Below are 15272 nucleotides of genomic sequence, written 5' to 3'. Positions count from 1 at the left end.
AAATGGAGCCGGGCAGCGCCGCTTGCAGCGTGGCCCGACGTTTGAAATGCGGTGTCTCAGAACCTGCTGGTCAGCGTCAGGCGCACGCTGCGCGCATCGCCCGGCGCGGCAAAGCCGCGGTACAGGGTGTTGTAGTAGACCTTGTCAAACAGGTTGTCGACGTTGAGCTTGACGGTGTTGCCCTCGTTGATTTTGTATTCCACCAGGGCATCGGCCTTGACGTACCCAGGGGCGCGGTTCAGCGATGTGACGCTGTTGGCCGGTTTGTTCTGGCTCACGGCAGTCAAGCCGCCACCGATGCGCCATTGGGTCCCGATGCGGTAGGTGGTGAACAGGTTGGCCTGCCGGGTCGGGCTCAGTCCCGGGTTCTGGCCGACTTCAAGCTGGCCTGCCGCGCTTGAGCCTGATTGGTCAATCACCGCTTTTAAAAATCCGAGGCCTGCAAACACGTCCCACTGCGGCGTGATGCGGCCTGCAATCTCAAACTCCAGCGCGTTGGCATGGCGTTTTCCTGACAGCAAATAAGCGTTGTTGGCCGTGTCGATGTCTGTGTTGCGCTCGTTGTACTTCTCCGTGCGGGCCAGTGCCGTGCGAAACGACAAGTCGCCGCCGTAGAGTTCCCACTTGGCCCCGATCTCCATATTGCGGCTGCTTTCCGGCGCCGTGTTGGCCGAGGTCGGGTCAAACTGGTACAGGTCGCCCGAGGTGTTGAACGAGGTGCCATACGACGCGTAGTAGCTGACCTCATCCGTCGGCTGGTACATCAGGCCCAGGCGTTTGCTGAGCAGGGTGTCCGAGCGCGAGAGGGCCGTGTTGTTGGGCGCGGGATTGCCAGGGCGCTGGTAATCGCCCTTGAAGTTGTCAAGACGCAAACCGCCGACCAGCTTCCAGTAAGGTGCCACCTCAATCGTGTCCTGGACGTACAAGCCCAGCGTTGTGGCCTTGAATTCTGTGGCCAGGCGCTCCGTCAGGTTGCCGCTGATGCCGGTACTGCCGGGGTTGCCTGCCGTGGTGGAGGGCTTGGTGCCGACCAGGGCCGCGTAGGTGGACCGGCTGGCATTTTCAGCGGCGTATTCCGCCCCGACCAGCAGGCTGTTTTTTCGGCCAAACCACTGGGTGCTCGTGAGGTAGTCGGTTTGCACAAAGGTGTGGTGCTCCTGGCCCGACTTGGCGTTGCTGCGCCGGTTCACGACCGTGTTGTCGTTGAGGTTGGCCGCCGTCGTGCCGGCTGCAAAACTCGATTGCGTGGCCCACATGGCCCGGGAATAGTGGCCGTCACGCACGCTGGTTTTCAGGCTGCTGCCGTCGGCCCAGCGGTGGGTGTGCGACAGCGTCAGCACATCGGCCTTGTCGTTCTGGAAATCGCTTTCAAGGCCGTACCAGTAGCGGTGGGTGGGCGAGGGGGCCGGGCGGCCGTTGAGCCAGGCAAATCCCCAGTCCGGCTTGTCGTTGTAGTGCAGGTGGTAGTAGCTGACTTGGAATTCATTGGCCGTGCCTATGCCCAGCCGGTAGTCCAGCGCCAGCCCGCGTCTATGGGTGGACGCGCCCGCGTTGTCGCCGCGCCCGTCGCCGTCGGTCGTCATGGCGTTGATGCGCAGCGCGGCGTCATCCGCCAGCTTGAAGTTGAAGTCGCCCTGGTAACGCTGGTAGTTGTTGCTGCCTATGGTCGCGTTGACTTCGTGTTCGGTCATCAGGCGCGGCTGCTTGCTGACCTGGTTGACAATGCCGCCCGTGGAGCCGCGGCCAAACAGCATGGATGCCGCGCCGCGCAGCACTTCCACCCGGTCCGTATTGAACACATCGCGGTTGTACTGGGCCATGTCGCGCATGCCATCCAGGTAAATATCGCCCGCTGCGCTGAAGCCGCGCAGCCTAATGTTGTCGCCCACCCGGCCGCCTTCACCCGCCTCAAAGGTGATGCCGACGACGTTTTCAAGCGCGCTCTTGAAGCTGTCCTTGCCCTGGTCGTGAATCAGTTTTTCGTTCACCACCGTGAGCGATTGCGGAATGTCCTTGGCTGGCACCGGCATCTTGCCGGCGCTGGTGATACCGCTCTGGTAGGTTTGAGCCGCGCGGTCGCGGGTGCCCGTCACGGTCACGGGCGCAAGCGCTTTGCCTTCGGCGGGCGTGGTGGCAGTGACATTCGGTGAATCCGCGCCGGGAGCGGACGCGCTGCCTTGCGCCCAACCCGACACCGACGCCGCCAGCATCATCGCACCCAGGGGCAGCAGGGCTTTGTGGGAGGCGGCCAGAGGTGCGTGGGCCGATGAAATACCGTCAGGACGGCACGGTTGTTTGCGCCAAGCGGGGGTGGGGCGAGCGAAAGGGTTTGCCAAGATGGCCTCCAAGCGGGATCCGGCCTTGTGCGGCTGCGGACCGGGTTACGGGAAATGGCTTGGCTGTGCTCGAGGCGGTCCCGAAAGACCCGAGTTGGCTGGCTCGTAAGGTTCGCTTTAAAGTGTATCGTAAATACGAATGATTCGTATTTTAATAGATTGCCGCTTCGGGTTTTAAAGGGCAATATCCAGAATAATGTTGCATTTCTGAGACGTTTTGCAGTCCATTCGGCCATAAAAAAACGGGACCTTGAAGTCCCGTTGATTTGATGTTGGCCGCCGCAAGAAATCCTTGCGGCCCCCAGCCGTTCAGGCCGCAGGTGCTGACGTGCGGATCAGGTGATCAAACGCCCCCAGCGCCGCCTTGGCGCCGTCGCCTGCTGCAATGATGATCTGCTTGAACGGCACTGTGGTGGCATCGCCCGCCGCAAACACGCCCGGTACCGAGGTCTGGCCCTTCGCGTCCACCACGATCTCGCCGTGTTTGGACAGCTCGACCACGCCCTTGAGCCAGTCGGTGTTGGGGATCAGTCCAATCTGGATGAACACGCCTTCCAGTTCCACCTTGTGCAGCGCGCTGGTGGCGCGGTCCTTGTAGACCAGACCGTTGACCGTCTGCTCGCCGGTGATCTCGGTGGTTTGCGCGTTGGTGATCACCGTCACGTTTTTCAGGCTCATGAGCTTGCGCTGCAGTATCGCGTCCGCGCGCAACTGGGTGTCAAACTCAATCAGCGTGACATGGCCGACCAGCCCCGCCAGGTCAATGGCGGCTTCGACGCCCGAGTTGCCGCCGCCAATCACCGCCACGCGCTTGCCCTTGAACAGCGGGCCATCGCAATGCGGGCAGTAGGCCACGCCCTTGTTCCTGAATTCGGCCTCGCCGGGCACGTTGATGTTGCGCCAGCGCGCGCCAGTGGCCAGGATCACGGATTTGCTCTTGAGCGAGGCGCCACTTTCAAGCTGGATCTCGATCAGGTCGTGGTTGGGGCCGGCGTTGGGCACCAGGGCCTTGGCGCGCTGCATGTTCATGATGTCCACGTCGTAGCTGCGCACATGCTCTTCGAGCGCCGCAGCCAGTTTCGGGCCCTGGGTTTCCTGGATCGAGATGAAGTTCTCGATGCCCATGGTGTCCAGCACCTGGCCGCCAAAGCGCTCGGAGGCCACGCCGGTGCGAATGCCTTTACGGGCTGCGTAGACCGCCGCCGCCGCGCCGGCCGGGCCGCCGCCGACGATCAGCATGTCGAACGGGGCTTTGGCGTCAATCTTTTTCGCCTCGCGCTCGACACCGCTGGTGTCGATCTTGGCAAGGATTTCTTCCAGGCTCATGCGGCCCTGGCCAAACTCGATGCCGTTCAGGAACACGGTCGGCACGGCCATGATCTGGCGCGCCTTGACCTCGTCCTGGAACAGCGAGCCGTCGATCATGGTGTTCTTGATGCGCGGGTTTTGCACCGCCATCAGGTTCAGTGCCTGGACCACGTCGGGGCAGTTGTGGCAGGTCAGTGAAATGTAAATTTCAAATTCGAAGTCGCCGTCGAGCGCGCGAATCTGTTGCAGCACCTCTTCTTCGACCTTGGGCGGGTAGCCCCCGATCTGCAGCAGCGCCAGAATGAGCGAGGTGAACTCGTGGCCCATCGGCAGGCCGGCAAAGCGCGGGCCGTGGTTTTCACCCGGTCGGTTGACTGAAAACGAGGGCTTGCGGAAGGTGTCGTCGCGGCGCTCGGTCACGCTGACCAGCGGCGAGCAGTCGGTGATGTCCTTGAGCAGCGCCTGCATCTCGCCCGACGCCTTGCTGTCGTCCAGCGAGGCAACGATTTCGATCGGCTGCGTGGCGCGTTCGAGGTAACTCTTCAGTTGGGCTTTGGTGCTGGCGTCAAGCATGGCGGACTCACATTCAATCTAAAGGTAGAAACAAAAAAGCCCGGGAACAAATGCCCCGGGCCTGGGGCAGATCGGTGGCTTAGATCTTGCCGACGAGGTCGAACGAAGGCTTGAGCGTCTCTGCGCCTTCGGTCCACTTGGCGGGGCAGACTTCACCGGGGTGCGCGGCCACATACTGGGCGGCTTTCACGCGGCGCAGCAGTTCGGCAGCATCACGGCCAATGCCGTTGTCGTGCACTTCGATGGTCTTGATCTTGCCGTCCGGGTCGATCACGAAGGTGCCGCGGTAGGCCAGGCCAGCGTCTTCGCCTTCTTCAATCATCACCTGGAAGGCGCGGGCCAGCTGGCCGCTTGGGTCACCGATCAGCGGGTACTGGACCTTGGCGATGGTGTCCGACGTGTCGTGCCAGGCTTTGTGAGTGAAATGGGTGTCGGTCGACACGCCGTAGATTTCAACGCCCATTTTCTGGAATTCAGCGTAGTGGTCGGCCAGGTCGCCCAACTCGGTGGGGCAGACAAAGGTGAAGTCGGCCGGGTAGAACACGACGACGGACCACTTGCCCTTGAAGTTGTCCTGGCTGACGGGCACGAACTTGCCGTTGTGATAAGCGGTTGCTTTGAAGGGGATGACGGACGTGTTGATCAGGGACATGGAATTTTCCTTAGGTGAAGTAAAAAACTGAGCGAGTTGATAGTTTACATATCTTGGTTGGAGTTTTTTGATAGAAACATACTATTAAATAAATTACCAGTTCCTATCGGGTGGAACGCTTCCTTTTTTTTGACCATGTCCCGTCCGGTGCACAGGCTGCAGGGCTGCCAGTCCAATAACGGCATAGGTAAATTGCTATAAAAATAGCAGCAAATCGATTCATGCACCGGACTTCAGTACTCCAGCCGCTCCGGCCTGATTTCCTGCAGGATGGTGGTGGCAATTTCTTCAATCGACTTGGTCGTGGTGGACAGCCAGCGAATGCCTTCGCGCCGCATCATGGCTTCTGCTTCATGGATTTCGTTGCGGCAGTTGGTGAGGCTGGCGTAGGTCGAGTTGGGCCGGCGCTCGTTGCGGATCTGGCTCAGGCGTTCGGGGGAAATCGTCAGGCCGAAGATTTTCTTGCGGTGCGGCGCCAGCGCTGGCGGTAGCTGGCGGCGGTCAAAATCCTCGGGAATCAGCGGGTAGTTCGAGGCCTTGAGGCCGTACTGCATCGCCAGGTACAGCGACGTCGGCGTTTTTCCGCTGCGGCTGACGCCCACCAGAATCACGTCCGAGCCGGCCAGGTCACGGTTGCTCTGGCCGTCATCGTGGGCCAGCGAGAAATTGATGGCCTCGATGCGGTCGTCGTAGGCCTTGCTTTTGGAGGCATCCGAAAAGCGGCCGATCCGGTGGTGGGATTTAATGCCCAGTTCGTTTTCCAGCGGCGCCACAAAGGTGCCGAACATGTCCAGCAGCATGCCGTTGCAGTGGGTTTTGATGACCGCCAGAATGTCCATGTTCACCAGCGTCGTGAACACAATCGGCCGCTTGCCTTCAACTTCCCCGGTGTGGTTGATCTGCCGGATCGCCTGGTGGGCCTTGTCCACGCTGTCGATAAAAGGCATGCGGATATGGCGCGGCGTGAGTTCAAACTGCGCCAGGATGGCGTTGCCAAAGGTTTCGGCGGTAATGCCGGTGCCGTCGGAAATGAAAAATACGGTGCGGTCGGACATGGGGCGGTTCAGGTTGGTGAAAAGGAAGGGATGGGGCGTGGCGGGCAGCGGGCCCCTACAATTGAGGGCAATTATCCCGATTCCCATGCCATGCCCCGCCACAACCCCTTCGAACAACAACAACCAGGTTGCTCGCTGCGCATGCGCCACGCCCCCGTTTTAAAACCTCCCGGAGTATTTTGATGTCCAACTTGTCTTCTTTATTTGGAGCGACCGACCTGGTCGTCCCGTTTGAACACCTGAGAATGACCGATGTCGAGGTCGTAGGCGGCAAAAATGCCAGCCTCGGCGAAATGATCTCGCAATTGCCCACCGGCCCCAACGGCGTGCGCGTGCCTGGCGGTTTTGCCACCACAGCCCATGCCTTTCGCGTGTTTCTGGCCTACGATGGTCTGGACAACAAAATCAATGCCGTGCTGGACGCGCTGGACGCCGACGATGTGCGGGCACTGGCGCAAGCCGGCGCCCACATTCGCGGTCTGGTCGAAGCCCAGCCTTTCCCGCCAGAGTTTCAACAAGCCGTGACCGAGAGCTTTGCCGCACTGAGCGCGGGCAATCCACAGGCCAGCTTTGCGGTTCGCTCGTCCGCTACAGCCGAAGACTTGCCCGACGCCTCGTTTGCGGGTCAGCAGGAAACCTTCCTGAATGTGGTGGGCATTGAAGCCGTGCTGCACAAGATGAAGGAGGTGTTTGCGTCGCTCTACAACGACCGCGCTATCAGCTACCGGGTGCACCAGGGCTTTGCCCATGCCGACGTGGCCTTGTCCGCCGGCGTGCAGCGCATGGTGCGCAGCGACTTGGGTGCGGCAGGCGTGCTGTTCACCATGGACACCGAAAGCGGCTTTGACGACGTGGTCTTCATCACGTCCAGCTATGGCCTGGGCGAAACGGTGGTGCAGGGCGCTGTCAATCCTGACGAGTTTTATGTCCATAAGCCCATGCTGAAAGCCGGCAAGCGCGCGGTGATTCGCCGCAGTCTGGGCTCCAAGCTGCTGCAGATGGAATTCACTACGGCAGACGAGAAAGCGGCCACTGGCAAGCTGGTCAAGACCACAGACGTGCCGACAGAGTTGCGCAACCGCTATTCGCTGACCGACGACGAGGTGGAGCAATTGGCCCGCTATGCGGTGATCATTGAAACCCATTACGGCCGCCCCATGGACGTGGAGTGGGGCAAGGACGGCACCGACGGCCAACTCTACATTCTGCAGGCCCGCCCCGAAACCGTGAAAAGCCAGGCCAAGGGCAAGGCCGAGCAGCGCTACAAGCTCAAGGGCACCAGCGCCGTGCTGGCCGTGGGCCGCGCCATTGGCCAGAAAATCGGCACCGGCCCGGTCCGCATCGTGCATGACATCAGCGAGATGGACCAGGTCCAGCCCGGCGATATCCTGGTCACCGACATGACAGACCCAAACTGGGAGCCGGTCATGAAGCGCGCCAGCGCGATCGTGACCAACCGCGGCGGGCGTACCTGCCACGCCGCCATCATTGCGCGCGAACTCGGCATTCCAGCCGTGGTCGGCTGCGGTGATGCGACCGAAATGCTCAAAAATGGCATGCTGGTCACGGTCAGCTGCGCCGAAGGCGACACCGGCAATATTTACGACGGCCTGCTCGAAACCGAAGTGACCGAAGTGCAGCGCGGCGAGATGCCGCCGATTGACATCAAGATCATGATGAACGTCGGCAACCCGCAGCTGGCGTTTGACTTCTGCCAGATTCCCAACCAGGGCGTAGGCCTGGCGCGGCTGGAGTTCATCATCAACAACAACATCGGTGTGCACCCGAAGGCGATTCTGGACTATCCGCACATTGATGCGGACCTGAAAAAGGCCGTGGAAAGCGTCGCGCGCGGCCATGCCTCGCCGCGTGCGTTTTACGTGGACAAGGTCGCCGAAGGCATTGCCACGATTGGCGCGGCTTTCTGGCCCAAGCCGGTAATTGTTCGCCTGTCCGATTTCAAGTCCAACGAGTACCGCAAGCTGATTGGCGGCTCCCGCTACGAGCCCGAAGAAGAAAATCCAATGCTCGGCTTTCGCGGTGCCGCGCGCTACATCAGCGAAGACTTCCGCGAGGCCTTTGCCATGGAATGCGAGGCGCTCAAGCGCGTGCGCAACGACATGGGTCTGACCAACGTGGAAGTCATGGTGCCGTTCGTGCGCACCCTGGGCCAGGCCAAGGCCGTGACCGAATTGCTGGCCGCGCATGGCCTCAAGCGCGGCGAGCAGGGCTTGCGCGTCATCATGATGTGCGAAGTCCCGAGCAACGCCATTTTGGCCGACCAGTTCCTTGAATACTTCGATGGTTTTTCCATTGGCTCCAACGACCTGACCCAGCTCACGCTGGGCCTGGACCGCGATTCGGGCCTGGAGATTCTGGCCAAGGACTTTGACGAACGCGATCCGGCCGTCAAGGCGCTGCTCAGCCTGGCGATTGCCGCGTGCAAGCGCCAGGGGAAATACATCGGGATCTGCGGCCAGGGGCCCAGCGACCATCCGGACTTTGCGCTGTGGCTCAAGGAGCAGGGCATTGGCTCCATCTCGCTCAATCCCGATACGGTGATTGACACCTGGAAGCAGCTGGCCAACTAAATCCGGCCTGCGTCGCCCACCAGGCAAGGGAAAACCCCCGGTGACTTGAGGGTGCGCGGTAAGTAAATGGCAAGGCCTCTGATGACAATCGGAGGCACGTTCTTTACCGGCCCTTTCACCGCCATGCTTGCTGCCGCCACCACTGTCAAACTACTCGCTGAAATTGCGCTGCTTGCGCTGTTTGGCCAATGGGTGGTCGGCTTGCTGGCCGGCCCGGCGCCCGAGCGCAATCCGTTTTACCGCTTGCTGCAGTTGCTGGGGCGGCCCTGGGTACGCGCGGCGCGCTGGCTTTCGCCGCAGCTGGTGCTGGACCGTCACGTACCGCTGGTGGCCTTTCTGGCTTTGCTGTTTGTCTGGGGCGGAGCGGCGTTCGCCAAAGTCAGCATCTGTCTGCAAATTGGCGTGGCGCTGTGCAAATGAAGCCTGCGTTGCCCCTTGATTTCCACTACTACGCGTTAAAGGCGCAAGCCGTGCTGTTGCTGGCCCTGGGGCGGCGGCATGGCGCATTGCGCAGGTTTGGGCTCATGCTTGGTCGCCGGCCTGGCGATCGTTATGCGCTGGCCAGCCAGGCCCATGTGCAGGTCCAGCTCCATTGCCTGGATGCGGCCATAGCGAGCTTGCGGCAGCTCACCCGCGTCAAGGGTTCCGCGCAGCAAGAGGCGGCGGCGTGGTTCAACCTGGGTTATGTGTTGCAGCAAGCCGGGCGCCATGACGAGGCCGGCCTGGCGTTTCGCAGCGCCCTGGCGCTTGAACCCGCACTGGACCGGGCTTGGTATGGCCTGGCGCTGGTGCTGATTCACCAGCGCCAGTTTCTTGAATCGGTGCAAGCGCTGAAAAGGAACACGGCCCTGCAGCCCATGAGCCCTTACGGATGGTATCGGCTGGCGCAGGTCTGGCTGGCGTTGGGGCAGCCGGAAAAAGCCCGAACCATCATTGCGCATCTGCGTCGTTTTGAGCCCCGGGTGGCGGCTCAGCTGGAACGCGAAAATGGACTGGAAAGTCCCCCGGGTTCCCCTGGCTCCCCGGTCCCTCTGGTTGCCGTCAGCGCGGGGCACCATGCAGCGCACTGACAACCATCGCCGCTACTGGCGCAAGAACCTTGTCGTGACCGCATTGCTGTTGCTGGTCTGGTTCGCCACCACGTTTGGCGTGAGCTACTTCGCACGCGCACTGAGTTTTTCCTTTTTTGGCTGGTCTTTCAGCTTCTGGATGGGCGCGCAGGGCGCCTTGCTGGTGTATTGCCTGATCGTTGGTTTTTACGCCTGGTATATGAACCGTCTTGACATTGCGCATGACGTGGCAGACGGGGTGGACTGAATGACGGGCTGTTTCTAATGGCCGGGTTTTTCGGCGAAGCCGAAGGCGCCATGCTTTCACAGCAACGGTTCAAGGCCCGGCTGCACCGCGTCTACCTTTGGTACACCGCCGGCCTGGTGCTTTTTGTAGCCCTGCTTGCCGGCCTGGAGCAACTGGGCCTGCCGCGCATGTGGATAGGCTTTTCCTTCCTGGCGGTAACCATCGGCATTTACGCGGCCATAGGCGTCATCAGCCGCACGACCAATGCCACCGAGTATTACGTCGCGGGCCGCAGCGTACCGGCGGTCTACAACGGCATGGCCATAGGCGCCGACTGGATGTCGGCCGCCTCCTTCATTGGCCTGGCCGGAACGCTCTACCTCACGGGCTACAGCGGCCTGGCCTTTGTCATGGGCTGGACCGGTGGGTATTGCCTGGTCGCCCTGGTGCTGGCCCCTTACCTGCGCAAGTTTGGCCAGTTCACCATTCCTGATTTTCTGGGCGAACGCTACGGCGGGAACCTTCCGCGGCTGATTGGTTTGGGCGCGGCCATCCTGTGCTCATTTACCTACCTGGTGGCCCAGATTTACGGCGTCGGCCTGATCACCTCCTACCTCACGGGCATCGCCTTTGAGTTGGGAATATTCCTGGGCCTGGGCGGTATTTTGGTGTGCTCCTTTTTGGGCGGCATGCGGGCCGTGACCTGGACCCAGGTGGCCCAGTACATCATTCTGGTGGCCGCTTACATGATTCCTGTGGTCTGGTTGTCGGTCAAGCAGACCGGCATCCCGGTGCCGCAGCTGGTCTATGGTTTTCAGCTCGAGAAGGTCACCGCCAAAGAAAAAGAACTGGCCGTGGATCCCAAGGAGCTGGAGGTTCGCGCCATATTCAAGCAGCGATCCGATGCGCTGGCGGAAAAACTGGCGAATCCGGCCGCGTCCCTGATTGCGGACAAGCAGGCCGCCACCAAGAAGATGGAAGCCCTGAAAGGTGGCAATGCCTCGGTCGCAGAAATTTCCACTGTCGGCAAATTGCTCGCCAGCCTGCCCAAGGACGAGGCGGCCGCCCAGCGCGCCTGGACTGCCGCCAAGGCAACGGCGGACGTCAAAACCCAGCCGCTCAATGGCATGCCGGCCCATGCCGCCCAGTTTTCGGGTGATCCAGAAGGGTCGCCCCAGGAAAAGACGCTTTACGACACCTCGCGCCGGAATTTCCTGGCGCTGATCTTCTGTCTCATGGTGGGCACCTCGGCCTTGCCGCACATTTTGATGCGTTACTACACCGTCCCCAGCGTTCGGGAAGCGCGTCAATCCGTCACCTGGTCGCTATTTTTCATTTTCCTGCTGTACTTCACCGCCCCCGCGCTGGCCGTGCTGGTCAAGTACGAGATATTCACGGTGCTGGTCGGAACGTCGTTTGATCAGCTGCCGGAGTGGGTCAGCGCCTGGAGCAAGATAGACCCGGCGCTGCTGTCGGTGGCCGATGTCAACAAGGACAACGTCCTGCAACTCAACGAAATGACGATAGGCGGCGACATCATCGTGCTGCTCACGCCCGAGCTGGCAGGCCTGCCCTACGTGATTTCGGGGCTGGTCGCTGCAGGCGGGTTGGCGGCGGCGCTTTCTACCGCTGACGGCTTGCTGCTGACCATTGCCAATGCGCTGGGGCATGACCTGTATTACAAGATGATTGATCCCAATGCATCGACCGTAAGCCGGGTGACGGTGTCCAAAATTCTGCTGCTCATCGTGGCCTTGTTTGCGGCCTATGTGGCGGCGCAAAAACCCGCGGACATCCTGTTTTTGGTCTCGGCGGCTTTTTCTTTTGCGGCGGCTTCATTTTTTCCGGCCCTGAGTCTGGGTATCTTCTGGAAGCGCGCCACCGGCAGTGCGGCTGTGCTGGGCATGGTTTCGGGTTTGTGCGTGACCTCGTACTACATGGTCACCACCCAGCCCTGGCTGCGCGGCATTTTCAGCATCACATCGCCAATTGAACTGTGGTGGGGGATTGATCCCATTTCCGCAGGTCTTTTTGGTGTGCCGGTGGGTTTTGCCGTGATCGTGCTGGTCAGCCTGGTCACGCCGCCACCGAGTCAAAAAGTTCAGGAACTGGTCGAATACATCCGCTACCCCGACCTCAAAAGCCTGTAACCGCCGTGTGCAAATGGCGCGTCAACGCGGCCCAATGGCCGATTAGACGGAGCCGTTTGTCGAGCCTGGCTTGCGCCGGGCTATAATCATGGGCTTCGCCTTGCTGCACCCTTAACGACGCTGGGGCAGTTTTCATTCATCCACAAGGAGATTTTATGCGTCACTACGAGATCGTCTTGCTGATTCACCCGGATCAAAGCGAGCAAGTCCCAGCCATGCTGGAACGTTACAAGGGCATGATTACCGCCGGCGGTGGTGTTGTGCACCGTGTCGAGGATTGGGGCCGCCGCCAGCTGGTATACCTGATCCAGAAACTGGCTAAAGCCCACTACATCTGCATCAACATCGAAGCCAGCCAGGCCGTGATGGAAGAAATTGAACACGCGTTCAAGTTCAACGATGCCGTGCTGCGCCACCTGACCGTGGTCAAGAAAAAGGCTGAAACCGGCCCGTCCCTCATGATGCGCAACGTCGAGAGGGAAGAAGCCCGTAAAACCCAACAGGCAGAATACGCCGCCCAATAAGCTGCGTTGCCGTTGAACGAATCACTGCTGCGCCGCCAAGAAAAGTTTAATTTGCAGTGAACCATGTTGAACTGACCGCCTGTATCGCCGAGCTAAGCCCGCTGCGCTACACGCCCGCTGGAATCCCTGCGATCAATTTCATTCTCGAACACGAGTCTGAAATCCTTGAATCAGGTGTTGCCAGGCAGGTCAAATTGACGCTTAAAGCGGTTGCCTTTGGAACGCTGGCTGAACAAACAGTCAGGCTCACCTTGGGTAAAGCTTTCAGGTTCACGGGGTTTCTCATCAATGCGCGCACCAGCAAGAGCGTTGTTTTTCATATTCAAGCTTTCGAAATTTTCGAACAAGTACTGAACCCCATTTAAGGAGTCCATCATGGCCGGACCAAAACGTTTCAATAAAGACAAGCGCCCAAAGCGCAATACCCAATCCCTGCTGTTCAAGCGCAAGCGTTTTTGCCGCTTCACAGCCGCTGGCGTTGAAGAAATCGACTACAAAGACATCGACACCCTGCGCGACTTTGTCTCCGAAAACGGAAAAATCATTCCCGCACGCCTGACCGGCACCCGGGCGATTTTCCAGCGCCAGATCAACACCGCTGTCAAGCGCGCTCGCTTCCTCGCGATGCTGCCTTACAGCGACCAGCACCGTAGCCTGTAAGGAGCACGACCATGCAAATTATTCTGCTCGACAAAGTCGTGAACCTGGGCAACCTGGGCGAAGTCGTCAAAGTTAAAGACGGCTACGCACGCAACTTCCTGATCCCTTCCGGCCGCGCCCGTCGCGCCACGGCAGTGGCCATCAAGGAATTCGAAGTCAAACGCGCTGATCTTGAAAAAGCCGCTGCTGCAAAGCTGGCCGAGATGCAAGCTCAAGGCGCAAAGCTCGGCGGTACCACCGTCAAGCTCACGCAAAAAGCCGGTGTCGATGGTCGCCTGTTTGGCTCCGTCACCAACGCCGACATCGCGCAAGAAGTCACCAAGCAAGGTTTTGCCGTGACCAAGTCGCAAATCCGTATGCCCAATGGCCCGCTGAAAACCGTGGGCGACCACTCCGTCAGCGTGTCACTGCATACCGACGTGCTGGTGGACATCACGGTCACGGTCTACGGCGAAACCGCCTAAACTGACACCGCGCTGTCCGTGAAAGCCGCTCCTCGGAGCGGCTTTTTGCTTGGCGGCTTTGGAGCGGGCGCAGCGGCCTGCCGGGCCTGGCGCCAGGGGGAATGGCCTTGTGCACAACTTCAAGCCTAATTTCCACCGAATTTCCCCCGCTTGTCCACAGGCTTATCCACCGCCCTCCAATGGTCCCGGCGTACCATTTACCGTTCCCCTAAGGATGCCCATGTCTGCCGTACTTTCTCCCTATGAAGATCCCCGCTACGGCGGTGACCGCCAGATTGCCCAGTTGCGCATTCCGCCGCACTCGATCGAGGGGGAATCCAGCGTGCTCGGCGGCTTGCTGCTGGACAACGGCGCCTGGGACCGCGTGGGCGACCTGCTAAGCGACCAGGACTTTTATCGCCACGAGCACCAGCTGATCTACGCCGCCGTGGGCACGCTGATCAACGGCTCCAAGCCGGCCGACATCATCACGGTGTACGAGCACCTGCAAAACCACGGCAAGGCCGAGGAAGTCGGGGGGCTGAGCTACCTCAATGCGCTGGCCCAGTACGTGCCCAGCGCCGCCAATATTCGCCGCTACGCCGAAATTGTTCGGGAGCGCTCCATCTTGCGCAAGCTGGTCTCTGCCTCCGACGAAATTGCGACCGCGGCCTTTGCGCCGCAAGGCAAGGCCGTTTCGACCATCCTGGACGAAGCTGAACAGAAGATCTTCAACATCGGCGAGCAGGGTTCCCGCGCGATGCAGGGTTTTCAGAGCATGGACACGCTGGTGGTCGACCTGCTGGACCGGGTCACCGAGATGGCGGAAAACCCCAACGACGTCACCGGCGTGCCCACCGGTTTTTACGACCTGGACCGCATGACCTCCGGCTTTCAGGCTGGCGACCTGGTCATTCTGGCGGCCCGACCGTCCATGGGAAAAACCGCACTCGCCATCAACATCGCCGAACATGTGGCCCTGAACGAAGGCCTGCCGGTGGCCGTGTTTTCAATGGAAATGGGCGCCTCCCAATTGGCGGTGCGTATCGTCGGCTCAATCGGCCGCATTGACCAGACCCATCTGCGGACCGGCAAGCTGACCGACGAGGAATGGCCGCGCCTGACCGAGGCGATTGAAAAGCTTCGCACCATCTCGCTGCACATCGACGAGACTGCGGGCCTCACCGTCAGCGAGTTGCGCGCCAATGCCAGGCGCCTGGCGCGCCAGTGTGGCAAGCTCGGCCTGATCGTGGTCGACTACCTGCAGCTCATGAGCGTGTCGACCAGCATGAACGACGAAAACCGCGCCACGGCCGTTGGCGAGATCTCGCGCGGCCTGAAGTCGCTCGCCAAAGAGCTCCAGTGCCCCGTGATCGCGCTGTCCCAGCTCAGCCGCGGCGTCGAGTCCCGTACCGACAAGCGCCCGATGATGAGCGACCTGCGCGAATCCGGCGCCATCGAGCAGGATGCCGACATCATCATGTTCATTTACCGCGACGAGTACTACACCAAGGAAGCCTGCAAGGAGCCCGGCGTGGCCGAGGTCATCATCAGCAAGCAGCGTAATGGCCCGACCGGAACGGTGAAGCTGGCATTCCTGAATCGCATCACCAAGTTCGAGAGCCTGGCGAGCGGCTCCGGCGGCGATTATTGAGCCGCTGGCGCGCCGCCGTCCATGCCTTGT

14 protein-coding genes are annotated in these 15272 nt (G+C 60.6%); 10 read left to right on the top strand and 4 right to left on the bottom strand.

The genetic code is table 11. The annotated features are described in order from the left end of the window. Positions 1-56: 56 nt before the first annotated feature. The 4 genes from IV091_RS00690 to IV091_RS00675 form a co-directional block, all read right to left on the bottom strand. Positions 57-2336 carry a TonB-dependent siderophore receptor gene (locus IV091_RS00690; RefSeq protein ID WP_293464041.1) on the bottom strand — a complete coding sequence of 760 codons (2280 nt, stop codon included), beginning with the start codon at positions 2334-2336 and terminating at the stop codon, positions 57-59. Positions 2337-2645: 309 nt separating this feature from the next. Continuing rightward, complete coding sequence (gene ahpF / locus IV091_RS00685; protein WP_293464039.1) at positions 2646-4217, bottom strand: alkyl hydroperoxide reductase subunit F; 1572 nt, start codon at positions 4215-4217, stop codon at positions 2646-2648. A 79-nt stretch (positions 4218-4296) separates the two neighbouring features. Further along, a complete protein-coding gene (gene ahpC / locus IV091_RS00680) occupies positions 4297-4869 on the bottom strand; it encodes an alkyl hydroperoxide reductase subunit C (RefSeq protein ID WP_293464037.1) in 573 nt (190 codons plus the stop codon). Between the two features lie 233 nt (positions 4870-5102). Continuing rightward, positions 5103-5924 carry a pyruvate, water dikinase regulatory protein gene (locus tag IV091_RS00675; protein ID WP_293464035.1) on the bottom strand — a complete coding sequence of 274 codons (822 nt, stop codon included), beginning with the start codon at positions 5922-5924 and terminating at the stop codon, positions 5103-5105. A 182-nt stretch (positions 5925-6106) separates the two neighbouring features. Here IV091_RS00675 and ppsA point away from each other — a divergent pair, with 182 nt between their 5' ends. The 10 genes from ppsA to dnaB all read left to right on the top strand — a co-directional run bounded on the left by ppsA (position 6107) and on the right by dnaB (position 15242). Then, a complete protein-coding gene (gene ppsA, locus IV091_RS00670) occupies positions 6107-8515 on the top strand; it encodes a phosphoenolpyruvate synthase (RefSeq protein ID WP_293464033.1) in 2409 nt (802 codons plus the stop codon). A gap of 81 nt (positions 8516-8596) precedes the next feature. Continuing rightward, positions 8597-8935 (top strand): hypothetical protein, encoded by a 339-nt coding sequence (locus tag IV091_RS00665; RefSeq protein ID WP_293464032.1) that lies wholly within the window; start codon positions 8597-8599, stop codon positions 8933-8935. 8 nt (positions 8936-8943) lie between these two features. Beyond that, the gene (locus tag IV091_RS00660; RefSeq protein ID WP_293464030.1) at positions 8944-9585 is read left to right on the top strand and encodes a tetratricopeptide repeat protein; all 642 of its coding nucleotides are present in this window, start codon (positions 8944-8946) and stop codon (positions 9583-9585) included. Further along, positions 9572-9832, top strand: a complete 261-nt coding sequence (locus IV091_RS00655; protein WP_293464028.1) for a sodium/substrate symporter small subunit — start codon at positions 9572-9574, stop codon at positions 9830-9832. Before IV091_RS00660 ends, IV091_RS00655 begins: the two co-directional genes overlap by 14 nt. A 17-nt stretch (positions 9833-9849) precedes the next feature. Beyond that, positions 9850-11961: a sodium:solute symporter family protein gene (locus tag IV091_RS00650; protein WP_293464026.1), complete on the top strand. Its 2112-nt coding sequence runs from the start codon at positions 9850-9852 to the stop codon at positions 11959-11961. A 155-nt stretch (positions 11962-12116) separates the two neighbouring features. Further along, complete coding sequence (gene rpsF, locus IV091_RS00645) at positions 12117-12485, top strand: 30S ribosomal protein S6 (protein ID WP_293464025.1); 369 nt, start codon at positions 12117-12119, stop codon at positions 12483-12485. A 56-nt stretch (positions 12486-12541) separates the two neighbouring features. Continuing rightward, positions 12542-12850: a primosomal replication protein N gene (gene priB / locus IV091_RS00640; RefSeq protein WP_293464023.1), complete on the top strand. Its 309-nt coding sequence runs from the start codon at positions 12542-12544 to the stop codon at positions 12848-12850. A gap of 10 nt (positions 12851-12860) precedes the next feature. After that, positions 12861-13145, top strand: a complete 285-nt coding sequence (rpsR, locus tag IV091_RS00635) for a 30S ribosomal protein S18 (RefSeq protein WP_011801778.1) — start codon at positions 12861-12863, stop codon at positions 13143-13145. Positions 13146-13156: 11 nt separating this feature from the next. Beyond that, a complete protein-coding gene (gene rplI, locus IV091_RS00630) occupies positions 13157-13609 on the top strand; it encodes a 50S ribosomal protein L9 (RefSeq protein ID WP_293464013.1) in 453 nt (150 codons plus the stop codon). Positions 13610-13829: 220 nt separating this feature from the next. Further along, a complete protein-coding gene (dnaB, locus tag IV091_RS00625; RefSeq protein WP_293464011.1) occupies positions 13830-15242 on the top strand; it encodes a replicative DNA helicase in 1413 nt (470 codons plus the stop codon). Positions 15243-15272 lie beyond the last annotated feature (30 nt).

The sequence above is a fragment of the Polaromonas sp. genome, assembly GCF_018780625.1.
Lineage (GTDB): Bacteria > Pseudomonadota > Gammaproteobacteria > Burkholderiales > Burkholderiaceae_C > Polaromonas.
The sequence above is the reverse complement of the archived record's forward strand: the minus strand, read 5'-3'. Positions and strand labels throughout refer to the sequence as shown.

Bases quoted from the DNA above. Each gene is read 5' to 3' on its own strand.
- ahpF (WP_293464039.1), bottom strand. From the start codon at position 4,217: ATGCTTGACGCCAGCACCAAAGCCCAACTGAAGAGTTACCTCGAACGC.
- ahpC (WP_293464037.1), bottom strand. From the start codon at position 4,869: ATGTCCCTGATCAACACGTCCGTCATCCCCTTCAAAGCAACCGCTTAT.
- IV091_RS00675 (WP_293464035.1), bottom strand. From the start codon at position 5,924: ATGTCCGACCGCACCGTATTTTTCATTTCCGACGGCACCGGCATTACC.
- ppsA (WP_293464033.1), top strand. From the start codon at position 6,107: ATGTCCAACTTGTCTTCTTTATTTGGAGCGACCGACCTGGTCGTCCCG.
- IV091_RS00665 (WP_293464032.1), top strand. From the start codon at position 8,597: ATGACAATCGGAGGCACGTTCTTTACCGGCCCTTTCACCGCCATGCTT.
- IV091_RS00655 (WP_293464028.1), top strand. From the start codon at position 9,572: ATGCAGCGCACTGACAACCATCGCCGCTACTGGCGCAAGAACCTTGTC.
- IV091_RS00650 (WP_293464026.1), top strand. From the start codon at position 9,850: ATGGCCGGGTTTTTCGGCGAAGCCGAAGGCGCCATGCTTTCACAGCAA.
- rpsF (WP_293464025.1), top strand. From the start codon at position 12,117: ATGCGTCACTACGAGATCGTCTTGCTGATTCACCCGGATCAAAGCGAG.
- rpsR (WP_011801778.1), top strand. From the start codon at position 12,861: ATGGCCGGACCAAAACGTTTCAATAAAGACAAGCGCCCAAAGCGCAAT.
- rplI (WP_293464013.1), top strand. From the start codon at position 13,157: ATGCAAATTATTCTGCTCGACAAAGTCGTGAACCTGGGCAACCTGGGC.
- dnaB (WP_293464011.1), top strand. From the start codon at position 13,830: ATGTCTGCCGTACTTTCTCCCTATGAAGATCCCCGCTACGGCGGTGAC.